The following is a 23,888-nucleotide window of genomic DNA, read 5'->3' as shown; positions in this document are numbered from 1 at the left end:
GCGCCTGCCAGCGGCTCGATGGGCCCGCGTGCGTCGACCTTGAACTCCGCCATGTACCCTCCCCTGTCGTCCGGCCCTCCTGACGGGCCGCCACTCGAACCGCCAACCTGCGGCGGACTCCTGCTCCTGCCCGCTGCCTCCACCGCCCTGGCCCGGACGGTGAACGTCTCCTCAGTGGCGCAGCTACAGACGGCGCTCGCCTCGGCGTGATGGCCATGGCGCGCGCTGGGACTCGGCGAACCGATTGACTGGATGACTCCATTCGCAAGGGCTCGGAATCGCCGCACGCGGTGTACTCCGAACTGCTACGCTCGCTCGGCACTTGGTTGGGAGTTGTGACGTGTCGCGAGCGCCGCGCTGTGGAGCGAGACCTATTAGAGGCGGACCAGGACCGTTCCTCCGGTGGCTGCTGTCGAGCCTCGTACTGTTGGGCGCCTGTGCGCATCAAGGAACGCCCATGCATCCCACATGTCGGGAACTGCCCACGGTCGAGGAGTGCAAGGCGGCGGCGCAGGTGATTTCCTACCCCTGCCTGAGGGAGTGCGTCGAGAAGCAGTGCGCTGGGGTCAAGGTCAACTGCGCCAGTGAGGAGATTCAAAGCGCATGTCGAAGCAAGAGCAGCGAAGGGCTGATCGCGTTGGGCTACGTTGTCCGTTTCTCCGACAAGCCGACTTCGTGCATGAATCCTTCGCGTGAGGTCAACTGGTGCGAGCAACCCTCGTCGCGTGACTGCCGCGCCATATCCATGGTTCATGAACTGGCGCACGCCTGTGGATGGCGCCACGGTCAGGGGCTCGGCGTTCCTGGTGACGACGGGGAGTTGCTATGCGAGTGAACCGGCACCTTCGTACCGCCGTGCTCGTCTCGATGCTGACGGGCTGTACGGGATTCCCCTTTTTCTGGCGCGGTGACGCGAAGCACTCCTCGGAGAAAGGAACAGGGGCTGGGTCCACCCTTCAAGGTGATTTCACCCAGGCGACGCTGGAATGGAAGACCCATTCCTTCGACGGAGAAACCCTCCGGGGTCGCCTTCTGCTCAGCCCCGTGAAGACGGCACTGCGCGTGGACAAGCGCCTCATCGAGAACTTCTCCTTGTCGGTGGAGTCCGTCGTGGCGTGCGAGACAGGGGCGGGCCTCGGATATGTGCTCATGGATGTGCTGGCTCCCGCGCGCCAGACCGATGACGTCCTGCAACTCGACCCAGGCGCCTGGTACGGCAAGGACGTGAACCTCTTCCTGTTCGCGGAACACGCCACGGGACAACCGCTGCCTCAATGTTTCGAGGCGGAAATCGTTTACCACGCCATTGACGTCAAGAACGCGGGACGCATCCGTGTCCGAGCGGAACGAGAACCGCCTGTGGCAAATCAAGATGCCGGGACCCCCTGAGATCACTCAAACCATCTGGCCGGTGCGGATGGGGCAGCGATACGCAGGAGCCCCAGGAGGAGCGCCGCCGCGGATGGCGTGAGGGCGGGACGTGGTCGTCGCGTATCCTGATGAGAGGGGCGCACTATCGGTGCTTGCGCCCGGCCCTGCCATGGGGAAGCGTCGGAGGCGGCGACACCGGCTCGGTCAGTGTCGCCAGCGCATCCACGAAGAGGCGGACCTTCGCCGGAAGATTCAGCCGGCTCGGGTAGACGGCATATATGGTCCGCAGCATCGTCGGCTTGGATCCGAAGAGGAGCTTCAACCGTCCGTCCTGGATCGCCTCTCGGCAGAGGAGCTCCGGAACCCGCGCGATGCCGACACCGGCGATCGCCGCCTCGCACGCCACCTCGAGGTCGTTCACCGTCAGCACCGGATCGATCCGCGACTTCACGTTCTCCGCCTCCCAGGTCTCGAACGGGCTGAAACCAATGCATCGCGCGGAGCGAAGCTCTCTCGCGCTCGGAATCCCGTACTTCGACAGAAAGCCGGGGCTCGCCACGAAGTAGACGGGGCCCTCTCCAAGCTTTCGCGCCACCAGTGACGAGTCATCAATCGTCCCGATGCGAATCGCGAGATCCAGCCCCTCCTCGATGAGGTCGACGCGGCGGTCGGCGAGCACCAGCTCGACGCTCGCCTTGGGATAGCGGGAGAGGAAGTCCGCGACCACTGGAGCCAGGTAGCGGCGGCCGTAGAGCATCGGCGAGGACACCCGCAGCAGACCGACCGGCTCCGCCTGCCGCTGCCGCACCTCGCTGTTGGCCTCGTCGATTTGCGCGGCGATGGCGGCGCACCGGTCGTAATAGGTGGTTCCCGATTCAGTCATCCGCAGGCGCCGCGTCGTTCGCTCGAGCAGCCGCACCCCGAGCTGCTCCTCCAGCTTGCCGATCCGCTCGCTGGCCGTCTGCTTGGTGATTCCAAGCTGGCGCGCCGCTCGCGTGAAGCTGCCCTCACGAACGACCGCCGCGAAGAGGATCATGTCGGCTGGTGAGACCATCATCGTCAAGAATAACCTGACAAAGAGTCCGAGGACGAGGTCATTGTCGCCAAGGGGGCGGGGACTGCATGTTGCCGCGGCTCACCCACCCCCAGGAGTTCTCCGATGAAGCTCTACTTCGCCCCGCGAACCCGAGCGACCCGAGCCCGCTGGCTGCTCGAGGAGCTCGAAGTGCCGTACGAACTGGTGAAGCTCGACGTCGCGAAACAAGAGACCACGACCCCGGCCCACCTGGCGCTGCACCCTCTCGGCGAGGTCCCGGTGCTGGTGGACGGCGCCACCGTGCTCTTCGAGTCGTTGGCGATCTGCCTCTGTCTGGCCGACCGCTTTCCAGAGAAACAGCTGGCGCCGCCCTTGGATTCGGCCGAGCGGGGCCCTTATCTCCAGTGGATCGTCTTCGCCGAGGTGACGCTCGAGCCGCTGGTCCTCGAACACTACCGGAACACACAATTGCCCGAGGAGAAGAAGGCGAACCTCGCGCGGCAACACGCACGCTTGCATGAAGTGCTCAGGGCGATCGATGTCCGGCTCGAGGGCCGTGAGTTCGTGGCGGGCGGCACGTTCACCGCCGCCGACGTGGCGCTGGCGTCGATCCTCCACCTGGCCCACACGATGAGGCTGCTCGAGGAGTACCCGAAGCTGGTCGAGTACGTCATGCGCCAGACGAAGCGCCCCGCCACGAGGCGCGCGGTCTCGGGGTGAGGGGCCCTACTCCGGCTCCGGCCGTGAGTTCGACTCAAGGCGGCGGGCAACGTCTATTGGACGCGGCGAGAATCGAACCCGCAAAGGGCGGAGCCGCCTCCACTCGGGACCAGAGACCCATCTTCGTTTTCACTCTGATTCGTGGTAGCGACGCAGCTGTTGCGCCGTGAAGTGCACCTCGGCGATGGCCTCATCGACCTCGATGGGCTCGCCCAGAATCCGCAACTCGATTGTCTGAGGCTAATGCCGCCCCAACGCCCTGTCCCAGTCAGCCAACTGCATGGTCACCGTGTATTTGTAGGCGCTGGAGAAATCCTCGAAGTCTTTCGGGGGAAGCGCGGCGAGGCGCTCGCGCAGGAAGCCGGGGTCGCTGAGCTCCTCGCGGTGCTTGAACTCGGTGTCCGCCTCTACCAGGACAGGAATCACCCGGAGCACGGCCTCCATGCAATCCTCGCGGGTAGCGCGAGACATGCGCTCCACCGTCAGGGCCATGTGCTCGCGCACCGAGGCGGGCCCCCCGGGGCACCACGCCTCCAGCATCTTGCGGTAGATGTAGTCCATGAGGCCGTCGATTGTGTGGTGGGTGTCGGGCACCCTGTACGCATAGCGCGGGCTTCGGAGCACATTCCAGAAGCGCAGCAGCGCGGCGAGCCGCTTGGCCATGCGCTCCGCACTCCGTAGCGGGGGAGGAGACACGGCATAGCAGAGAGCGCCCCACGGGGTGCTCAGGCAGAAGGACTCGAAGGCGTCTCTCATGCGCTGGTGCTCGTCCTCCGACGAGACGCCTTCATCCAAGCTCATGAATACGTCGCCGAACATGTGAATCCGCCAGCTCGAGCGGCGGATGAATTCAAACTCAGCCGCCGAGTGCATCACCAGAGGCTCGCCGGGCGGCACCTGGAGCATCCGCCGGGGCAGGGTAAAGGCACCGGTCTTGAGGTACTCCCGGGCCCACCCCTGGCCCTTGGCTCTCACCTCGCGGCGGATGGCGCCGATAGAGCCGTGGAGCATCGCTGGGAACTCAAGCACCGGGGACTGTGGCACGGTCATAACGTGGGCCCTACCACAGCGGTCACTTGCGCCTCAAGCGCTAGGACCCGCGCTCGCTCCAAGAGCGCCAGACGCCTGCGGCCCGCTCAGCGGCAGTCCACGGGCAGGTAGACCTGGCCCTGGAAGTTGCTGGGCAATTCGCCCCCTTCGTAGGCAGCCCGGAGCGCCTGCTCGGCCACCTCACCGCGCTGCTCTCCTTCTTCCTTGGGCAACTCCTCTTCCTTCTGGGCCGCGCGCTCCTTCCAGGAAGCGTTGGACTTCTTGCGCCGGTAGCTCCAGCGGTAGAGCGTTACTCCGGGCTCTGGCGTGCGCCAGGACAACTGCCAGAGTGCTCCCCCGTTCTCGAATTCGAGGAAGAGCGACCCCTCGAAGCCGGTGCCTCCCGCGAGCTTCTTGCCAGGCTCGACAGCCTCATTCAGCGCCGCCAGGTAGCGCCCCGCCTGTTCTCTCCCTTCCTTGCGCCCCTCCTCATTGTCCGGCTTGATCTCGAAGAGCACGAGGGCTCGGGTATCGGTGATGTCCGGGCGCAAAAGCCTCACAAATTCCGAAAGACGCTTGGGATTGCCCAACTTCCCCTCCTCCACAATTCTGTAGAGGTTGACGGTGTCGAGGAAGACGGCGTTGGTGGGGTACTGCACGCTGTATTGCCTGCCAATGGCGAGGTGTGCGGCCCGGCCGAGAAAAGCGCCCCAAGGCTCCGTGGAGTCCGGCTTGCGGCCCGGGAGCTTGGAGGGAGGCGCCGCCTGGGCGCCAAGGGCCGTCACGAGCACCAGGAGAAAACCCGCCAGCCCCAAGATGCTCCTCGTCCTCCTTCCACTGTTTTTCATGTCCGACATGCTCCTCCCGGTGCGAAATAAGAGCTCGTTCCATAAATGGACCAAGGTGCGCAGGATACATGACCTGCTCTGCCAGATTGTTTCGGCAATGAACCTTAGAAGTCAGGGACTTCTCCCCCACCAGAGGAGTGACCATCTTCGTTGGAATGAGACGGGAACTGGTTCCAGACGGCTTGTGGTCACGAGTCGTGCCTCTATTGCCCCGGCACCGCGAACTGGGTGGAAGAGGACGTCCTGAGCGCGACGACCGTGCTTGCTTCAGGGGCATCGTCTTCGTGCTCAAGACGGGGCTGGCTTGGCGCGACCTGCCTGGTGAAGTCTTCGGCTGCAGTGGGGTGACGTGTTGGAGAAGACTGCGAGAGTGGGCAAAAGCAGGAGTGTTCGAGGAATTACACCACCGGTTGCTCAACGAGCTGGGCCGCCAGGGGAAACTCGACTGGAGCCGCGCAGCGTTCGACTCAAGCAGCGTGCGAGCCCAAAAAAGGGGGCACGCACAGGTCCGAATCCGACGGACAGAGGGAGAGCAGGGAGCAAGCATCATGTAGTTGTGGACCGGCGAGGACTGCCGCTGGCGGCCTTGCTGTCGGCAGCCAACGTGCACGATAAGCGTGAGGCACTCCCACTGTTGGATGCCGTCCCCCCCGTTCAAAGTCCTCGCGGACGACCCAGGAGGCGTCCCGAGAAGGGACATGGCGACAAAGGGTATGACTACGCCGATGTGCGCCAGGGCATGAGCAAGCGCCATGTCATCCCCCGCATCGCCCGCAAAGGAGTCGAGTCCAAAGAACATCTGGGACGATATCGATGGGTGGCTGAGAGGACTTTTGCTTTGCTGCATTAGAAAAAACGCCTGCGCGTGCGAGAGGAACGCGGTGACGAGATGCACCTGGCCCTGCTTCAACTCGGCTGCTGCTTGCTGCTCTATCAGGAATTAGAGCGGCAGACCTGAGCATGCACTGCTGAGGCACGTCATATGATGTGCCTCAACAGGTCCATTTATGAAACGAGCTCTAAGGCCGGGGAGGGAATCATGAGGAGCTGACACGCTGATGACGACCGTGGGCCTTGTCCGTCTTATACGCTGCCGTTCTGCCTGACGCTCCGAGCCTCATCTTCAAGAGTGGACTCGGCTCAGAGCGGCGGGGGACTCCGCATGGAAGCGGCGGGAATCGAACCCGCGCCGGGCGGTGCGAAACCTCTAGCAGAATCGCGCCCTTACCTCGCAACCGCCCGGAATGCTTGGGAGTCGGTATCCCGCCGCATCCCACGCTGTCCCGCCCTGTTCCAGGTCATTCCGCAGACTCCTGCGACATACGTGCAACATGGCGGGAGCTGCCCACCTCCCGCCGTTAGGCCCTCCAGGGCAGTGTGGCTCACCGCTGCTGGGGCCGTCCTTGAACGTGCAGCTCGCTCCCGCTCGCGGAGTCCTGTGCCGGGGCCGCTGCGGCAAGGGGCATCGGCTCTATCGGCTACGAGGGCTCAACCGGAACGAGTCTACGGGGCGCCAGCCGAGGCGGGAACGGCCTGGATGCTCGGCACCGCTCCAGCTACGGGCAAGCCGACAAACGTCCAGAGGCACATCTCCCACGGGAGGACGAGCAGTGCGAGGCCGCCGAGCAGAGAACGCAAGACGTTGTAGCTCATAGCTGGTTCAGATCTCGAAGAGCCGGAGATTCCAGAGGAGGTCTTTTCCTCCTTGGAAGGCCGAATCAGGCAGCGAAGTGGCCCGTCATGCGAGACCAGAAAGACCAATCCCCCCGGGATTATTGAAGGCAAACGACGCGGCGGCCTGATGGCGTGACCCATGTTTGCGCTCGTCGGCCCATCGTGATCACCAGGATCGGAGCATCGTGCTCACCCTCCTCGCCCCTCGGCTCCAGCCCTCTCCCTCAACACGGCCCCCCTCCATTCCGCCTATACGGCAGCTATCAACGGTCTTTAGGACGCAAATTCTTTTTGAGTTTCCAAAGGAATAGCGCAGGAATCTGCCTTGCCGAGTTCAGGTACTTAACGCCAGCAGCTGTTGCTGATATCGCCACACCGGCAAGCCCCAAGATTTTGATCTGGGGCTCGATCAAAATCGCAGTCATGCTGACCGCTCCGAGCGCGAGACTTGGCCAAAGGTCGCGCTTCAGTCGCACCAACTGCTGACTCAGCCGCTCAACCTGCGTCACGGAGAAATCGTGCTCAAGATCCCTGAGTTTAGCTTCTTGGGCTGCGGGATCAGCTACGTGGCGGATATCCCTCAACTTGGCTGCCAACTCTGTGCGGAAGATTTCAAACGACTCGCCCTCGTTGGAACGTATGCACATAAGATCAGCCATGCTAACACCATCAACAATGGGCAATTCGAGCCGCAGGGCCAGCCGAGCAATGTCCTCTTCGGGAGTGGAGCTCGTGCGTTCAAGAGCAAGTAAATCCGCAACGAAGGCAGAATTCGCGCACAAATAGCTTCTTGTCGCGGCCGCATTGTTGACGTCAGTCGCAACATGATTCAGCAAGTCTGCTGCTGCAAGATTCTTGGACTGGCGTACCCAATTCAAAAAAACTGTTTCATCGGGAGGCGTGTCCGGCATGGATTGCACGAACTCAACAATCCTGCGTTCCTCGTCAATTATTCTCGTGGATTCAAGCTGGGGCAGGAAATAACCCCATTGCGAAGGATAATCGCCAAATTTAACGCCAATATGGCGACATGGTGCTAGTGGGCCGTGCCGGACATAACCCTTCCCTCCAGGCAAGACCTCAACAGAGAATGCAGACGTCCGTTCGTCGAAAAACGCGCGTAGTTCTGGTGGAACCCGTTCCTCGAAGAAATTACCAGACGCAAGCAGCGGAACCATTTTGGGTGGCTCGTGCGTCAAACTGATCGGAGCAAAGCCAGCAAAGCCACCTGCAACCATAGGGGTGACCTCTTTCATGAAATGGGCACTCTGCGCCAAGGCAGCCCTGTCGACTGTCTTGCGTGGATGACCTACCATTTGCCTAAATTCGGGCATCGGATCATGCGGTCTGCTCTCTCTAAATATGGGATCGTCCATTATGGCTCGATCATAATAGAGGGCGCTTTGCTTCAAGACTGACGTGGATACTGATGCAGTGGAATCGAAATACACCGACAGTCTTGATGGAGATGTTGTCAAATTGCTGCGCAGTTCATCAAGACGGCTGAGTGCATGCTCGCGATATTTGCGCAACTCTGACTCCAGTTGCGCCTCAGAAATGTTCCCGTACTGCGCGGAGATGTAATCATCGCGAAAGAGAAAGCTTTCCGACAGGAAATCGTAAAGAACGCGAGACATAGCCATCATCCTTTGATGTCGACTGGACAGGTGATACTATATCCCACTCTTTGTGCAGGGCATGGAGTATTTGCCCCCTCTCTTAGCAGGCTGGTGGGGGAGCATGGAGAAAGGTGCTTGCCATCCCCAACTACGCGCTACGACTCGCCGACTCGTGGCTCTCGACGAAACGAGTTGCCCTGGAGTTTCAGGTGCTTAGCCCGTAGGAAGCGATTCGGGTCTCAACTCTGAGGAGAAACCTGGGTCACAGAGCAGTCCGGCCACATGAAGAGCGAGCAGGCAACCGGGCATGCCGCACCGCTCGATGGTCGCGACAGTCCTGCAACCGCACTTGGCCGCGCTCCTGCGGGTTTATGAGCACTTCCCGAAGATCGGTGAACGCTCAGCGCCCTGTCGCCTACAACGTGCACGAGCATGGGTTGCCCGCTGCGTTAGCGCTCGCCCTGGCCCGAGTTGCGGCTGCGGCACCCTGGCCCCCTTCCGTGCCCCCGGCGCGCTCGTCCGTAGCTGTCGGGGCGACCTGTCATACTCCGAGCGGCCCCGCCAGGACCCGCCAGGTCCTAGCTCGAATGGAGGACCCTCCCATGCGTTTCCGAGCCTGCCTTGTACTTCTGCTCTTGGCCTCAGCCTGCGCTAGCGCGCCCGCCCTGCGGTCGATGCCACGGCCCCATGCCTTCGCGTCGACTCCCACCTCGGGCCCGCGCATCCGGCTCGTTTCCTCGCCGATGGAGCCGACACCGGAACGGTCGTGGATTGGAAAGGCGGACCTGGACAAGGCCAGGGCACTGCTGTCTCGGGCACGCCAAGACATCGAGCCGCGTCAGTGGGAACAGTTGGACCGCAAGCTCACCGCAGCGGAACGGGCCTTCGAGCGCTTCTCGCGCGCCGCGAAAGCGAGCGGGCAGGCCGCCAAGGTGGTGAGGGGGGCGGAGGGCGTCGCGCAGGCGGGACGCGCCAGGACGTTGGCTGAATTCCTCCCCCGGGTGGGCCCGTTGCTCGTGGGCCTCGTCCTGCTCTACCCCTTCAGCACCGCCGGGCCGGAGATCGACCGTCGCCCGGAGTGGGTCGACGCTCAGCGGGAGTACGAGGCGCGACTGCTGGACGTAGCGGAGGAGTCACGGCGGCTCATGGAGGAATTTGAGCGTCAGGAAGCAGAGGAGGTCGTGCCTGACTTTGATTCGGCCCCGCTTATGGCCGTCAGGGAACCCAAGACTTGGCGGACCACGGTAAATCCAGCGACAGGTAAGTTCTACACCACCGTCGAGGAGTATGACCGTGTTCCTCGTCACGAGGGTCAAATCTGTAAGAACAGTAAGCTCGATGAACTCGAAGAGGAAAAGCGCGTACTCTATACGAAAATCCCTATCCTCGATCCGAGGCATCCTAATTCGTCGAACGAGAGATGGGAGCCGGAGATCCCGTGCTCCAACATCCGGAATCGTCTCAAAGCCATGCAGAAAGTCCTTGATAAACGTGAGGAGATCAAGAAAAAATGCTTCGGAGGAAAATCCGATGCTGGCCATGATAAAGCAATCGGTGACCTCCAAAAAGGCATCGCGTACCTGAAGCGACTCGAAGGGACGAATTGCGTCTCAGGTCATCCGATGGCGGATAGGTAAATCATGTCGAAGGATCTCTTCGCTGCGATCAAGCAGCACGATACAGCACGGGTCAAGGCACTGCTAGAAGGGGGAGCCAATCCGAACGAGCCACAGTCAGAGGGGCGGGGGCTGCGTCCACTGCAAGAGGCCATCTTCGCACTCTGCGATGGAGGCGAGGTCGACATGCTCAAGGTGCTCATCGAGCACGGCGCGGACGTCAATGCCTGGGATGTCGAGCGGGACCAAACTCCCCTGTTGACGGCCGTCTGCGAGCAAGAGGTAGCGGCCCTTGAGGTGCTCGTGAGGGCGGGGGCCGACCCCAATGTGCGCAGCGGCGGAGGCGACACGCCGCTGCGGATATGCGCGGAGTCGGGCTACTTGGCTATGGCGGCTCTGCTGCTGTTCGCAGGGGCCGTCCGGACCATCAACGACTGGGGCGGGATTTCCGGATACACGGCTCTCGGGCTTGCGGCACTTCGATTGGACCTCCCCATGATCAAGCTGCTGCTCGCCGCAGGCGCCGACCCGAGGGCCCCAGACGAAGACAAGCGGCCCGCTCATTACTGCATGCCACCGCGCGCTGAATCCGATTCCCAGACGTGGGACGAAGTGTTCGAGCTGCTCGGAGGAGCGAAGGACCGCATGCCGTTGTAAAAAGTGGAGGCGGCGGGAATCGAACCCGCATCAAGGCGGAAGCAAAACCCTAAGCAGGTCGCGCTGTTACCGGCTAACGCCTTGATCTCACTTCGGATCGTTCGTAATAGCTCGCCGAGCCCCGTCTGGACGAGGCGAGGAGAGCCAGCCGGGCCACGAAACAAAGCGCGGCGGCGTCAGTCGAGGCTGGAGGGGAGCGTGAAGGTGCCGGGGTTGTCGATGGCGGCGAGCGCGGCGCGCAGCAGGTAGCGCCCCGGGTCCTCACCGCCCAGGCGGGCCGTCTCAATCAGCGAGTAGAAGAGGGCCGCCACCTCGGTGCCGCGCAGCGACTTGGAGCCGTAGTGATTCTTGCGGCCCAGCACCAGGTCGCGCAGCTGGCGCTCCACCAGGTTGTTGTCCAAGGGCACCCAGGGGTTGGAGAGGAAGACGGTGAGCCCGCTCCACAGCGCCAGCATGTACTCGAGGGCCTTGCGCAGGCCGCTGCCCGGCAGCGCGCGCTGAGCCAGTGCCCACTCACGGATGGCCGCCACCAGCGGGACGGACTGCTCCCGCCGCACCAGCAGACGGAGCGCGAGCGCCGCGGTCTGTTGTGCTCCCTCCAGCGCATGCGGGTCGGGCAGGCCCGCCTCAATGGCATACAACTGGCCAATGAGGCTCAGCACCTGGGCGCACGCGGGGGCCACCTGCTCGGCCTCCACGAATTTGCGCCGCACGTGGGCCCAACAAAACACCAGGCTACAGGAGGCCGGCCCATCGGCCCCCGGTTTCGTCGCCGTCTGGTAGGCCGCGTAGCCATCCACCATGGCGACGCCCTGGTAGTTGCCCAGTACCTGCCGAGCCGTGGCCCCGGAACGGCTGGGGAGAATGCGGTGGTGCACCGCGCGGGGACTGGCCACCGTCCATGCGTACCATTTCTTCCCCGGGCCCTTGTCCAGCAGGTGCCAGTGCGTCTCATCCGCGTGGATGAGGGGGGAAGCGAAGACGACGGTGAGCAGTGCCTCGTAGCTGGGCTGGAGGTGGCGGGCCAGGGCGGACAACTGGTCCCAGAGTGTCTGGGTATCCACTACCAGGCCCTCGCGCCGGTACATGCGCTCCTGGCGCGCCAGCGGCAGGTGGAAGGCATACTTCTGCAGCGCCACGTGCACGGCGAAATCCACCGCGTAGCGGCCGCCCGGAATGAGGCGCGGCGCGGTGGGTGCGGTGACGGGTGCGCACCCCTCCGGGCAGCGGTACTTCTGTCGGCGGTAGCGCTTGAGGACGAAGTGGCGCTCCACCACGCTCACCTCCTCGCTGTCCTCCGTCTGCCCCCGCCACTCCGCGAGGGCGCCGCCGCACAGGCCGCATACCTTGTCCGCCTCGTCCAACGGCAGCAGCACCTCTTGCACGGGCAGCTCCGGCTGGGCTCGCGGCCCATGTCCCCGCTGCTGGCACTCGTGCGCGGCGGGCTCCTCCTGCTGCGCGCTCGGGCGCTTCTCGCTGGAGGCTCCGAAGAGGCGCTGCTGCATGCGCGCCAACTGCTCCTGGAGCTGGGTGAGCTCCAGTTGCAGCCGCGCCTGGGCGTCCTCCCCCTTGAGCCGCGCATTCTCTTGCACCAGCGCCTCCAGCCGCTGGTGCAGCCGCGCGTTCTCCGCCTCGAGCAGCGCCGCCATCTGCTTCGCCGTCTCCAGGTCCTTCACCTGCCCGAGGGGAACCATACCTTCGCGGTAGTGCTACACGGCCGCCTCCACCGCAAGTTCTTTCTCCTCGAAGGCTGGCGGCGACAGCTTCCACCTCCCCGCCAGCTCGCACCCCTCCAGAAACAAGGACAGCTCGGCCACCGTCAGCTCCACGCTCACCGCTCCGGCCTGGGCCCACGGCCGCGCGAAGCGTCCCTTGAAGAGACGCTTGGTGAGCAGCACCAGCCCCGTGCCGTCGAAGTAGAGCACCTTGGCCCGCTGGCGACACCGCCCCACGAAGAGGAAGACGTCGCCCTTGAGCAGCTGTCCTCCCAGCTGCTGCTCCACCAGCGCGCTCAATCCATCAAACCCCTTGCGCATGTCCACCGGCACCGCACTGGCGTACACCCGCACCGCCCGCGTGAGTGTCAGCACGCCACCCTCCGCAGCACCTCCACCGCCTCCTCCACCCCCAGCCCTTCCACCCTCCAGCCTTGGGGCGACACCACCGCCAAGGTCGTGCCCTCTCGCGGCCTCGCGGGCACCTTCTCCTCGTGCACCACCACTGGCACCAGCCCCGCGCGCCTCGGCTCACTCCCTCTCGCCTTGCTCCCAGGCGTCTGCCCCCGCCTCCACGCCTGCAGCGTCGGCTCCGACACCCCCAGCCTCTCCACCACCGACTTGAGCGTCTCTCCCTTCTCCAACGCCTGCGCCAGGTAGCGCACCGCGAACGCTCTCATCGGCTCGGGGAAGGGGCCCGAGCCCTTGGCTCGTCCCGCTCTCAGTCTCTGCACCTCTTGCCGGAACTGCTCCAACTCCTTCTCCACGTGCACCTCCAGGTTTCTTCCCTGGACGTCTCACGCTCCCGCCTCTCTCGTCACGACGGGCTCCGGCGAGCTGTTACCTTCAACCGGCTTGAACGATTGGCTTGGGAAACCCTTCAAGGTCGGCTCGATAACAAGGAGATGCGTCAACAATACCGGCATGTTCTCCGTGAGACGATCAAGCAGTATCCCGCCGCTTATGGCCCCGGCACGGACTTTTCAGCCACACTGAAACTGCACGAGAAGTGGGATAAGGAGTAAGGCGATAGCGCTCTCACGGAAGGCACCCGGCTGTTGATGCGTGCTGGCGCTCTTGAAGGGCTGGGCCTGCCGCTGTCGGATGGGATGCCCTGGCGCGCTCGACGGGTCGGGGCGTCGCGTGTTGGCGCGTTTCGTACGGCCTCCCTGCCGGGCTGGGGTGCGTGCTCCACGAGGCAAGGCTGCCCGAGCGGGCACCCAGAGTGTCCGACGCGCGCGTGCTCCACGGGCCGGGGCTGTCCGAGCAGAGCGGCCGAGCGTCCGACGCGCGCGTGCGCCACGGTTAGCGTTGCTGCGGCTCTGGCGCGTGCTCCCCTGGCCCCGGGCAGCCCGCGCAGGGCGCCGGGAATGTCCGATGTGCGCGAGCGCTACGGTGAGCGCTGTTGCGGCCCTTAGCGGGTGATCCACGGACCGGGCAGCCCGAGCAGGGCGCCGGGCGTGTCTGACGCGCGCGGTGATCCACGGTGAGCGCTGCTGCGGCCCTGGCGTGTCCTCCACGGGGAAGAGTTGCCCGAGCAGAGCGGCCGAGCGTCCGACGCGCGCGTGCTCCTGGCTGATACCGCTGCGGCCCCTGGCACGTGCCACCGTGAGCGTTGCTGCGGCCCCTGGCACGCGCCGGAGAAAGGCGCCGCTGCCATCCGCTAGGGGAGCGCGAAAGGGCACCGCACCTGTTCCACGCCGGGGAGCGGGAGGGCCGCACGACGAAGGGCGCCGCGCCTGCTCCCACGGGTCCGGGCTGCCGCGCGCGAAAAGGGTAGCTGCTTGCCTAACCCCGTGGCGATGGGGTGTCCACCGCTCCTGAGCCGCCAGACGGACAGCCCGCTTCCACTGGGAGTGGGCACAGGGCGCGCAGGACGCTGACGCAGCATCCGCCTCGCGCCCTCCTCCAGCTCGGCAGGCCGCTCCCTCTCCTCAATTTCAGGCGGGTACGGCGAACAGTTACGCTTTATCGGGCCAGTTCAGGGAATGCGAGGTTCCGAAGCTCGGGCTCGGGAGTGTCCTTGTACTGCTCGAAGACCTCCACGGATTTCTTTGCAATGTTTACCAGTCCGCCTTTTCCCACGTACGCCTCGAAATTTCTGATCCGCATATCCATGCTCCCCGGCGTGATTCCCCGCCGCTTCGCGATGGTGGGCATGTCAAACGGGAGCCGCTCCGTACCGAATCTGGACAGGTAAAAAGCGGCGAGGTCATCAGTCTTGATCCAGGAGTGCATTACTGTGCTCCAGTGGGTGTTCGGTAACTACGCATGGTGATATGCACCGGATCAGGCTGGGTCCAGTAGCCGGAGCATGTCCCCGTGAATGTCGGTAAATGCGTGCCCTGCCCCATGGTGATGGGGTGTCCACCGCTCATGAGCCCCAGGCGAGCATACCTGCTCCACTCGGAGTGGGAACAGGGCGCGGAGGGCTCTGACGCAGCGGGCCGCCTTGCTTCCTCGACTGGCTCGGCAGGCCACTCACCCTCCTCCTTCTCAGACGGGGCACGGCGATCAGCTACCGAGCAGAGCGCCCGGAGTGTCCGACGCTCGCCCGTGCCACGGTGAGCCTTGCTGCGGCCCTGGCCCGTGCGCCACGGTGAGCGCTGCTGTGGCCCTGGCGCGCGCAAAGGAGCAAGGACTGCCCGAAGCAGAGCGGCCGAGCGTCCGACGCGCTCGGGCCCACGGTGAGCCGCACTGTGGCCCTGGCGCGCTCCACGGGCCGGGGCAGCCCGAGCAGAGCGGCCGGGCCTCCGACGCGCGCGGCGCCAGGGAGAGTCACCGCGCGTGCTCTAAGGGCCGGGGCGCCGCGCGACGCTGAACGCCGCCCTGGCTCTGGCGCCGGACCGCTTGCCCGGTGGCGCCGGAGTGGCGCCGGAGTGGCCCCGACGGTGGCGCCGGAGTGGCCTCGGCGGTGGCCCCGGCGGTGGCGCCGGGGAAGCTCGTGTCAGTTCCGTTCTCAGTCCCGCTAAGAGGCTGTTGAACTGGGGCGAGCAAGCAAAGAATTTGGGCCCCCAGCAGCCGAACAGGCTCAAAATGTTGGGCTACGGATTGAGCCACCCCATCGGCGCCAGCCCACATCCTCTCAAGGTTGACGACGATGTGGGTCCCTTGTATCTTTATTGCGGGCTCGCTGTCAGTCCTTCATTGCGCTCTACTCCGCCCGCACCGGGGGAGCAGAGAAGTGGTCTAGCGCCGCAGGACAGCGTTTAAGAGGCACCCCTTTCAAGGTCGAATAGTGGCTCGCCACCTTTATGGTTTAGACAGGGCGGATGAGGGCGCATCAGTGAAGCTGGGCAGACCATCAGACATAGCCATGCCATGAAGCGCCCGGCGCTGCGGTGCTACTGGTCTCTTGCCTGCCTTGGTTGGCCTCCGTCTGCTGTTCAGGAGATTTTCTCGCCCTTGAGCACACGTGCTGTTGCCACATGCTTGCGCGCCACCTCTCCCGGTACATAGCCTTTCTTCACCTTCTTCTTGGCGGCGCGGGGATGTTTGCGCAATGTGGAAGGCTTCACCTTCTTCGCTAGCTCCAGCAGGAGCTCACTCAACTGCTCCGCGCTCCGTACCTCCTGTCCGCTCCAGTCCTCCGGCTCCACCACCATCATCATTCCTCCGTAAGCGAACTTCACTTCGGCGGCAATGTAATAGGTGGACACCTGCATATTGGCAGCCTCCAGGTCATGGCTGGCTTCCACCGCGGTTTTCACCACCGATAACACATTGTAGGCCAGTACCGCCACCCCAAAGGCCAGCAGCGCCGCTCGTGGTCTCCCCAAACTCCGCACCTCGCTCTCGAGCACGGCCTCCAACTCTCCAAACATCCCTTCAATCGTCCAGCGCTTCCTGTACAGCTGCGCTACCTCCACGGCGCTCAGTTTCTCCTCGGGCACGTTCGTGAGCAGCCGAATGGCTGTTTCCCCGTCTTCTGTTGGCTCCTCCAACTCCACTTCAATCCGTCTCAACTCCAACGGCTCTTCCCCCTCCACTCGCACTGCCTGCTCGTACACACGTCCCGCTGGCCCTCGGCCTACTTCCCTCCGCTCCCCCAGCGCGGTCGGATTGGGCGACACGCCGTGCTCTCGGATGATGAAGGCCGCTCTCTTTTCATGCACCGCGCGCAGAATCCGGCTCGTGGAGAAGTTCCTGTCCGCCAGCCACAATTCTCCCTCCCGCACTCGCTCCAACACCGGCCCCATCAACGCCCGCTCTTGTGCATGCGCGTCTTCAGCCGGCAGCACATCCACCACCAGGCTCAACTCCGGCGCATACACCACCAACGACTGTCCGGGCAGCGCAGCTCCTCGGAATTCTCTCAACGGTTTGAGCCGCTTCTCACTGGCGGGGAGGTGATTGCCATCCAAGACTCGCACCTGGTAACCCGCCGCCCACGGCCCCTGCTTCTTCATGGGCCGCACCACGGGCAACAACCTCTCCGCGCTCCCTTGCACCAGGGCTCGCACCACCTGGGGCTCGGTGTGATTGACTTTGTCGTAGAGCGCCGCCAGCGAGACGGTCAAGTCCGGGTCGGACTGCGCCGCGGCGTGCAGCGACGGTCGCAGTCCCAGCGCCACCACTCCCATCAAATCCACTACCGAGGAGAAGAGCAACTCGCGCGTGTACTGCTGCTCTCGGTTCGCTTCGAATACCTCATCAATCCATTGCGAACTCAGGGCATGCTCAAGCGTGCGGCGCACCATCACCGTGACGGGACTGCGCTGCGTGAAACGCTCCATGATTGCCTTCAAGGCCACGTTTGTTCCTCCGCGATGGGGCGCGAGGAATTTGCCTCGACCGTCCGGCTCCCCGGACCCACTTCCGCCCAGGTGGGCTTTCACCCTCCCACCTGACCGCTAGGGTAGCACCCTCCACATGACCTTGAAAGTGGTGCGTTTAAGAGGTATGTCCGCCGTCTCCAAACGGGGCCGGTTGATGTGCGGGATCAGCTTGGTCAGACCGTAGGGAAGACGAGATGTCTCACAGGACGCGCGTTCGTAATCTTCAATCCAGAATGGATTTGAATTTCCCGTACCAGAAGTGCTTCGACGGCATTAGTGCTTGGGGCCATCTGGCGGTGGAAATGCAGAGGGGAACTGGCTGGGATTTGGTCTTTTGCGATGAAGTCGCTGCTCGGACTTGGTTCGACATCGACCCACTTGATCCCGAGTTGGTACTCAGAGGTGCGAATTCTGTTGGAGTGTCCAGTTGTGATTGCGGATCCGCAATCCCTTATGGTCTGGACGCGGGAGGAGTACCACTCACTAGAGACAGACAGCCTCCTCAGTTTTGTCCTCCCTGCCGGGGCTTCAACGAAAAGGCTTACCATTGGGCTACATTTGAGGAGCAACTGAGAAACTCCTCGCCCCAAAAGTGGGAGTGCCTTGCACCTAGAAGTGGGTTTGCGTCGAAGCGGGATCGAATGATTTATAAGCTGTTCGTCAGGCAGAGGCAGGCCGGCCGACGATGGTGGTACTTCGAGGACATGATTGGTCGGGTCGATCCCAACTATCCTCGGCTCTCGATCAACACGAAGAACGCAGATAATTGGATTCAAGGGCCTCTGGAACTGCTTCGCGATATTCAGGCGGAGGACACCTGGGGGAACAAGCATGAACTGATACGTGCGCTGAAACTCATCCACGCATGTATCTAATACGACTCGGTCACTTCCGGAGGTCCGCTGTGGAATTTCGAGGGCAAATCCTCCTCGGAGGGCGCTCGAAGTGACCGAGTAGTACCAAGAGGCTGAGTAGTACCAAGAGGCTGTTGAATTTACCCTCGGGTCAGCAGCGCTCTCTACTTAAGCGCAATGCTTGGCGGCTGCCCTCCTACTGGGCGGGCTCTATTCCTTGTGCCTGCTTGGTCCATTTCAACAGCCTCTAAGTGGCGTCGTCAGCCCTGCCCCGCTCCACGTGCTCATCCGGGCCGCTTTGCCGCGAATGCTCCTTCCTCTCGCCCGCATTGGCCCTTGGTTGCCCGGTTGCACGCTTGCCGATCAACGCCGCGTTTCGCGCGTAACCTGGACATGCACTGTGGCGCTGTGTCACTCCTGCCATGGGCAGTTCTGGGCTGTTTGGGCGTGTACGGAAGGGCGTGAAGGATGGACAGGATCGGATCCTTGGAGGGAGTCCCCTCCATTTGCGGCGCACTGCTGCGCCGTTGTTTGCAAGCTGGCGACAACGCCGGGCGAAACGCCAGGAGGAACGCCAGGGCGCGCCTGTGGTCACTCCAGGCGGCGCCAGGCGTCACGCCAGAATGCGCCGCGCGTTCTGGCGCTACCTGCCAGCCGTGCTGCATGGGTGCAGTGCTGGCGAGCGTGAACGCTACCCGCTGCGCTCGCGTGCTCCACGCACCGCAGCGGCCCGCGTCTGACGCAGGCGCGCTCTCCCCTCCCAGCAGTCACGCCTTGACCATGTCCGCAGCCGTGGAGCGCCCCAACGCGCCGCGCTCGTCTGACCTCCGTGCGTGCTCCAGCGCGAAACGCGGAGATTGCCGTGCTCAATCGGCCCAAGCCGCCGCGTCGATGCAGAAGGGGGATCAGCCATGAGCGCGCCCCCTCTGACTGCGAGCAACGCGCCCGCCTTTCTCACCGTGGAGGAAGCCGCCGAATTGCTGCGCGTGAACCGGAAAACCCTCTACGAGGCGATCCGGTTCGATCAGGTGCCCGGGGTTGCTCGGCTCGGGCGAATCCTCCGCATCCATCGGGACACGCTGCTAACATGGAGCCCCGGTAACAGCAGGCCTGCGCTCGGAGACAAGAAGCCATGAGCGTCAGACTGCGGCAGTGGAAGACCAAGGAGAGCAAGGTGCAAGAGGCGTGGTGGGTGGACGTCAAGTACCAGCACCCGAGCGGCAGGGTGGAGCGCATCCGCAAGGCTTCGCCCATCAACACCCGCCGGGGTGCCGAGGAGTACGAGCGGCAGATCCGCCATGCGCTTCTCACCGGAACCTTCGGAAAGGAGAACAGCGCAGGCCGAGTCCCCACCCTCGGGGAGTTCGTCCCGCGCTTCCTGACGTACAGCGAGAACAACAACAAGCATTCCAGCGTCGTCACCAAGCGGCAGATCCTGGATGACCATCTGATCCCCGCGTTCGGCAACACGTCCCTTGACGCCATCGGTCCAGCGGAGATCGAAGACTTCAAGGCGGCCATGCGTAAGAAGCCCTCGGGCGCGAGAGCACGGAAGGAAGCCCCCACGCGGGCGGCCCTCCTCAAGCGCAAGGGCTCCGGTGGGGTGAAGCTGCTCTCCCTCAAGTCCATCAACAACGTTCTGACGGTCCTGCACAAGTTGCTGGCACTGGCTCAAGAACAGGGCGTGATCCAACACGTCCCGCGCGTCAAGCTGTTCAAGACGGACAAGCCCGCCTTTGACTTCCTCTCCTTCGAAGAAGCCGAGCGCCTGATCAACGCTGCTGAACCTGAGTGGCGGACGTTGATCCTCGTGGCGCTCAAGATAGGGCTGCGGCTTGGGGAACTGATCGGGCTCCAGTGGGCAGACCTGGACTTGCAGCGCGGCAAGCTCCACGTGCGCCGGACCATCTGGCGCGGCGTGGTGGGGCTCCCCAAGGGTGGACGGGAAAGAACGGTGGATTTGCCCGCGTCGGCTGTGGAGGTACTCAAGGCACACCGCCACCTGCGCGGCCCTTACGTGTTCTGTCAGCCGGACGGCCAGCCGCTCACCGCTGGGATGACCAAGCACCCGCTCCTGCGGGCGCTGCGCATGGCGGGCATCAGCCGCCCAGAGGGCATCATCGGGTGGCACGACCTGCGGCACACCTACGGCAGCCACCTTGCGATGCGGGGCGTTGCCCTCAAGGTCATTCAGGAGTTGATGGGGCACGCGACCATCGAAATGACCATGAGGTACGCGCACCTATCGCCCGAGGCGCGGGAGAGCGCGGTGAAGGAGTTGGATCGGCCCATCCCCCAGCCGCGTGCCGCTCTGGGCTAGAGACGCCCGAGGGGCACACTGAGGGCACATGAAGAAAACGAGGGCAAAGAAAAACCCAGCAACCCCTTAAGATTGCTGGGCTTCTCGGGATGGAGGCGGCGGGAATCGAACCCGAGCCCTAGGAATAGGGCCCCTTCAAGTCGACATCCCCGCGCGCAGCAGCGTCACGGCGCTCGCCATGTCCTCGGGGAGCGGGGACTCCAGCACCCGCGCCTCGACGCCGGGAAGGGCCGGCCACTCCAACCGCGCCGCGTGCAGGGGCGTGCGCGCCAGGACCTGGCCCTCCCCTACTCCACCCAGCTCCCGCGCCGTCCAGGGCGTGTCCCGGCCGTACTGATGGTCCACCAGGAGCGGGTGCCCGAGCGACAGCAGGTGCACGCGAATCTGGTGGGTGCGTCCCGTGAGCGGCTCGGCCTCCACGAGTGACGCCGAGGCGAACACCTCCACGGGCCGGAACTTCGTCGTCGAGGGCTTGCCTTCCTCGCCCGGCCGAGCCACCCGCATGCGGCCCTTGCGCCCGGAGGCCAGCGCCGCGTCCACGACGTGGCGCGCCTCCAGACGCCCCTCCACCAGCGCGAGGTAGCGCTTGTGCACCTGGCCCGACTCGAAGGCCATGGACAGCGTGCGGTGCACCTCGGGCGTCAGGGCGAACACCACCACCCCCGACGTGTCCCGATCCAACCGGTGCACCACGTACACCTTGCGCTTCAGCCGGGCCTCCAGCTCCTCGCGCAGGGAGGGCGCCGCGTCCTCGGAGCGCCCGGGGATGACGAGCATCCCCGCGGGCTTGTCCACCGCGAGCAGCCCCGCGCCCTCGAACAGAACGCGGAGGCCGCTCACTCGTAGTCCGAGGCCGGCACCACCGTCACCGACCCCAGCCCCTTGAGCTGCTTCTTCACCGCGGACGCCTTGCCCAGCAGCACGATGAGCGGCGCCTTGGCGAACAGGTACTTCGCCGCCACCTCCTGCGTCTGCTTGGGCTTCACGGCGAACAGCCGCTCGCGGAACTTCTCCACCCAGTCATCCCCGAGCCCATGCACCCGGATGTCGCCGATGACGGACGCCACCGACTCGTTCGTCTCCGTGCGCAGCGGGTAGAGCCCCGCCAGGTAGCGCTGGGCCTTCTTCAGCTCCGCGGCGCTGATGCCGCTCTCGCGCACCTTGGCCACCTCGGCGAGCGACACATCGAGCATCTCGCGCGTGCGCTCCGTCTGGGTGAAGGTGGAGATGGCGAAGACGCCCCCCACGTTGAGCATGTCGAAGTAGCTGTTGATGCCGTAGGTGAGGCCTCGCTCCACGCGCACCTCGTTCACCAGCCGCGAGGTGAAGCCGCCGCCCAGCACGTTGTTCATCGCCGCGGACGGGAAGTAGTCCTCGTGGCCCATGCGAAAGCCCGGGCCCCCCAGCCGCACCTGCGTCTGCGTCTGATCCGGCTTGTCCACCAGCAGGATGCGGCCCGAGGCGATCTTCCCCGCCGCGGGCGGCTGCTCCGGCTTGTCCGGCCCCCCCTTCCACGCGCCAAAGGCCTTCTCCGCCTCCTCGGCCACGAGCCCCGGCTCCACCGCGCCCACCACCGACAGGAGCGCCACCTTGGGGCCCAGCCGCTCGCGGTGGAAGCGCACCAGATCCTCGCGCGTGAAGGTGCGCACGTGCGCCGTGCTGCCCCCCACGTCATGGCCATAGGGATGCTTACCCCACAGCGCCCGCGTGAAGGCCCGGTCCGCGATGACTGACGGATCGTCCAGATCGTTGGCGAACCCCGCCAGGGCCCGCTCGCGCGCCAGCTCCACCTCGCGCTCGGGGAAGGACGGCTCGCGCACGAGCTCCCCCAGCAGGGACAGCATCGCCGGGAAGTGCTCGGCGGGCGTGGTGACGTAGAAGGACAGCAGGTCCTCGTTGCTCCCCACCGCGAAGCTCGCGCCGACGAACTCGATGGCCTCGTCGATCTCATCCGCGCTCTGGCGGGCCGTGCCCCGGCGCATCAGCCGCGCGGTGAAGTCCGCGAGGCCATGCTTGTCCTGGGGATCCACCGCGCTGCCCGCGCGCACCGCGAGCCGCACGGCCACGAGCGGCAACGGCCCCCGCTGGGCCGCCAGCACCGTCAGGCCACTGGACGTGGTGCTCTCGTGGAACGTGGGCAACATCAGTCCGCTCGTGGCGGAGGCGGCCTTCACCGCAACGGACTTCGGACGCTTGGTGGCCATGTTCACGCCACCTCCTTTCCGTCCGCGGCCACTTCCTCGCCGGCCTCGGGGGCCGAGGGCAGGAGCGTCACCACGGAGCGGCGCTCGGGCGCGAAGTACTTCCGGGCCACCGCGCGCACCTGCTCGTGGGTGGCCGCCGCGTACACGGAGGGCAGGCTGAGCCCATCCCGCCACGAGCCGAGCAGCGCTTCGTAGTGGCCCATGGCGTGGGCGCGGCCGCTGTTGGTGGCCAGTTCCCGGAGGTGATCCGCGCGCAGGTTGTTCTTCGCCTTCTGCAGCTCGCGCTCGGTGACGCCCTCGGCCGCCAGCAGGGCCAGCTCCGCGTACAGCGCCTCCTCCACCTTGCGGGGATCCGAGTCCGGCTTGAGTTCCAGGAAGAAGAGGATGATGCCGGGATCCACCCGCCAGCCCCAATCCACGCCCACGGAGACGGCGAGCTGGGTGTCATAGACGAGCTTCTTGACCAGACGGCTGCCCTCGCCCTTGGTCATCACGTACTGGAGGATGTCGAGCAGGAGCGTGTCCTCCTCGCGGGCGGAGGGGCCCCGGTAGGCGATCATCAGGGCCGGGGACTGGGCCGGGTGACGCACCTCGGCGCGGCGCTCGCCCTTCTGCTCGGGCTCGGCGTTGAGCACGGGCGCGGGCGTGGGGCCCTTGGGAATGTCCCCGTAGTACTTGCGCACCAGCGCGAGCGTCTTCTTCGGATCGATGTCCCCGACGATGTAGAGCACCGCGTTGTTGGGCGCGTAGTAGGTGCGGAAGTACTGCTCACAGTCCTGGCGGGTGATGTTCTCGATGTCCTTCATCCACCCGATGACGGGCCAGCGGTAGGCATGCGCCTTCCACACCAGCGTGCCCAGCTCCTCGTCCATGATGCCGGTGATGTCGTTGTCCACCCGGACGCGGCGCTCCTCCATCACCACCTGGCGCTCGCTGGTGAGCGCGGCGTCGTTGATGCGCAGCGAGCGCATCCGGTCCGACTCCAGATCCAGCACCGTCTCCAGCGCGTCCGCGGCGAAGTCCTCGTAGTACACGGTCATGTCCGTGGACGTGTAGGCATTGGAGCGGCCGCCGTTGGACTCGAGCACCTGATCGAACTTCTTGGGGCCGTACTTCTTGGCTCCGTTGAACATCATGTGCTCGAACAGGTGGCTGATGCCGGTGATGCCGGGGCGCTCGTTGCGGCTGCCCACCTGGAAGAAGGTGTAAAGACTCACCACCGGAGTCTGGGGGTTGGCCAGCAGGCGCACCCGGAGGCCATTGGGCAGGGTGGCCTCCTGGACGTCGAAGAGGGACTGCAGGATGGGGTCCGCCGTGCGAGGGGCGGTTTTCGCTTGAGCCTTCGCCATGGAGGCACCCTATAACGGCTCCCTGGGGGGGCAAACACGCGTTTCACGGATGGACTGTCAGGCATACTTCCCTTTCCCGCCCCCGCCGGAGGAAGCGA

At 64.6% G+C, this 23,888-nt stretch carries 19 protein-coding genes and 1 pseudogene; 8 read left to right on the top strand and 12 right to left on the bottom strand.

Features of this window, described 5'->3' with window-relative positions; genetic code table 11:
* The first annotated feature begins 457 nt into the window (after nt 1-457).
* Both MEBOL_RS35750 and MEBOL_RS42045 read left to right on the top strand, forming a co-directional pair.
* Complete coding sequence (locus MEBOL_RS35750) at nt 458-835, top strand: hypothetical protein (protein ID WP_095981602.1); 378 nt, start codon at nt 458-460, stop codon at nt 833-835.
* Nucleotides 832-1,389, top strand: coding sequence for a hypothetical protein (locus tag MEBOL_RS42045; RefSeq protein WP_170115662.1), 558 nt, complete (start codon nt 832-834; stop codon nt 1,387-1,389). Before MEBOL_RS35750 ends, MEBOL_RS42045 begins: the two co-directional genes overlap by 4 nt.
* A gap of 124 nt (nt 1,390-1,513) precedes the next feature.
* On the opposite strand, the gene MEBOL_RS35740 is transcribed toward MEBOL_RS42045, so the two are convergent.
* Entirely contained in the window at nt 1,514-2,407 is an 894-nt protein-coding gene (locus MEBOL_RS35740) for a LysR family transcriptional regulator (protein WP_245919156.1), read from the bottom strand.
* Nucleotides 2,408-2,530: 123 nt separating this feature from the next.
* Between MEBOL_RS35740 and MEBOL_RS35735 the strand changes: the two genes are divergently transcribed.
* Nucleotides 2,531-3,127 (top strand): glutathione S-transferase family protein, encoded by a 597-nt coding sequence (locus tag MEBOL_RS35735; RefSeq protein ID WP_095981599.1) that lies wholly within the window; start codon nt 2,531-2,533, stop codon nt 3,125-3,127.
* Between the two features lie 240 nt (nt 3,128-3,367).
* Here the strand turns inward: MEBOL_RS35735 and MEBOL_RS35730 are convergent, their stop codons facing one another.
* Together MEBOL_RS35730 and MEBOL_RS35725 are read right to left on the bottom strand one after the other, a co-directional pair.
* On the bottom strand, nt 3,368-4,177 hold the full coding sequence (locus tag MEBOL_RS35730) for a hypothetical protein (RefSeq protein WP_095981598.1): 810 nt from the start codon (nt 4,175-4,177) through the stop codon (nt 3,368-3,370).
* Between the two features lie 86 nt (nt 4,178-4,263).
* Nucleotides 4,264-4,971 (bottom strand): hypothetical protein, encoded by a 708-nt coding sequence (locus MEBOL_RS35725; RefSeq protein ID WP_245919154.1) that lies wholly within the window; start codon nt 4,969-4,971, stop codon nt 4,264-4,266.
* A gap of 188 nt (nt 4,972-5,159) precedes the next feature.
* On the opposite strand from MEBOL_RS35725, the pseudogene MEBOL_RS35720 reads away from it, so the two are divergent.
* Nucleotides 5,160-5,962: pseudogene (locus tag MEBOL_RS35720) on the top strand (IS5 family transposase).
* Between the two features lie 979 nt (nt 5,963-6,941).
* Here the strand turns inward: MEBOL_RS35720 and MEBOL_RS41620 are convergent.
* Nucleotides 6,942-8,315: a hypothetical protein gene (locus MEBOL_RS41620; protein WP_157823862.1), complete on the bottom strand. Its 1,374-nt coding sequence runs from the start codon at nt 8,313-8,315 to the stop codon at nt 6,942-6,944.
* An 833-nt stretch (nt 8,316-9,148) separates the two neighbouring features.
* Between MEBOL_RS41620 and MEBOL_RS35710 the strand changes: the two genes are divergently transcribed.
* Together MEBOL_RS35710 and MEBOL_RS35705 are read left to right on the top strand one after the other, a co-directional pair.
* A complete protein-coding gene (locus MEBOL_RS35710) occupies nt 9,149-9,934 on the top strand; it encodes a hypothetical protein (RefSeq protein ID WP_157823861.1) in 786 nt (261 codons plus the stop codon).
* 3 nt (nt 9,935-9,937) lie between these two features.
* Nucleotides 9,938-10,570 (top strand): ankyrin repeat domain-containing protein, encoded by a 633-nt coding sequence (locus MEBOL_RS35705; protein WP_095981594.1) that lies wholly within the window; start codon nt 9,938-9,940, stop codon nt 10,568-10,570.
* Nucleotides 10,571-10,746: 176 nt separating this feature from the next.
* On the opposite strand, the gene tnpC is transcribed toward MEBOL_RS35705, so the two are convergent.
* From tnpC to MEBOL_RS35680, 5 genes are all read right to left on the bottom strand, one after another.
* Nucleotides 10,747-12,264, bottom strand: coding sequence for an IS66 family transposase (tnpC, locus tag MEBOL_RS35700; RefSeq protein WP_095981593.1), 1,518 nt, complete (start codon nt 12,262-12,264; stop codon nt 10,747-10,749).
* A gap of 15 nt (nt 12,265-12,279) precedes the next feature.
* A complete protein-coding gene (gene tnpB, locus MEBOL_RS35695; protein WP_095976450.1) occupies nt 12,280-12,660 on the bottom strand; it encodes an IS66 family insertion sequence element accessory protein TnpB in 381 nt (126 codons plus the stop codon).
* A complete protein-coding gene (locus tag MEBOL_RS35690) occupies nt 12,654-13,052 on the bottom strand; it encodes a transposase (RefSeq protein ID WP_095981592.1) in 399 nt (132 codons plus the stop codon). Before MEBOL_RS35690 ends, tnpB begins: the two co-directional genes overlap by 7 nt.
* Before the next feature lie 1,201 nt (nt 13,053-14,253).
* Complete coding sequence (locus MEBOL_RS35685) at nt 14,254-14,523, bottom strand: hypothetical protein (protein ID WP_095981591.1); 270 nt, start codon at nt 14,521-14,523, stop codon at nt 14,254-14,256.
* Nucleotides 14,524-15,671: 1,148 nt separating this feature from the next.
* Entirely contained in the window at nt 15,672-16,985 is a 1,314-nt protein-coding gene (locus tag MEBOL_RS35680) for an IS4 family transposase (protein ID WP_095982807.1), read from the bottom strand.
* Nucleotides 16,986-18,828: 1,843 nt separating this feature from the next.
* Between MEBOL_RS35680 and MEBOL_RS35670 the strand changes: the two genes are divergently transcribed.
* Both MEBOL_RS35670 and MEBOL_RS35665 read left to right on the top strand, forming a co-directional pair.
* Nucleotides 18,829-19,053: a helix-turn-helix domain-containing protein gene (locus MEBOL_RS35670; RefSeq protein WP_095981589.1), complete on the top strand. Its 225-nt coding sequence runs from the start codon at nt 18,829-18,831 to the stop codon at nt 19,051-19,053.
* Nucleotides 19,050-20,237, top strand: a complete 1,188-nt coding sequence (locus tag MEBOL_RS35665; RefSeq protein WP_095981588.1) for a tyrosine-type recombinase/integrase — start codon at nt 19,050-19,052, stop codon at nt 20,235-20,237. Before MEBOL_RS35670 ends, MEBOL_RS35665 begins: the two co-directional genes overlap by 4 nt.
* 135 nt (nt 20,238-20,372) lie before the next feature.
* On the opposite strand, the gene MEBOL_RS35660 is transcribed toward MEBOL_RS35665, so the two are convergent.
* From MEBOL_RS35660 to MEBOL_RS35650, 3 genes are read right to left on the bottom strand one after another with little or no spacing between them, the layout of a single operon-like run.
* On the bottom strand, nt 20,373-21,077 hold the full coding sequence (locus MEBOL_RS35660) for an RluA family pseudouridine synthase (RefSeq protein WP_095981587.1): 705 nt from the start codon (nt 21,075-21,077) through the stop codon (nt 20,373-20,375).
* On the bottom strand, nt 21,074-22,441 hold the full coding sequence (locus MEBOL_RS35655; RefSeq protein WP_095981586.1) for a M16 family metallopeptidase: 1,368 nt from the start codon (nt 22,439-22,441) through the stop codon (nt 21,074-21,076). The genes MEBOL_RS35660 and MEBOL_RS35655 overlap by 4 nt, the downstream gene beginning before the upstream one ends.
* A 2-nt stretch (nt 22,442-22,443) precedes the next feature.
* A complete protein-coding gene (locus MEBOL_RS35650; protein WP_095981585.1) occupies nt 22,444-23,790 on the bottom strand; it encodes a M16 family metallopeptidase in 1,347 nt (448 codons plus the stop codon).
* Between the last annotated feature and the right edge of the window lie 98 nt (nt 23,791-23,888).

Source organism: Melittangium boletus DSM 14713 (assembly GCF_002305855.1).
Taxonomy (GTDB): Bacteria; Myxococcota; Myxococcia; order Myxococcales; family Myxococcaceae; genus Cystobacter; species Cystobacter boletus.
Note: the sequence above shows the minus strand (reverse complement) of the source record. Positions and strands in the feature narration are given on the sequence as shown.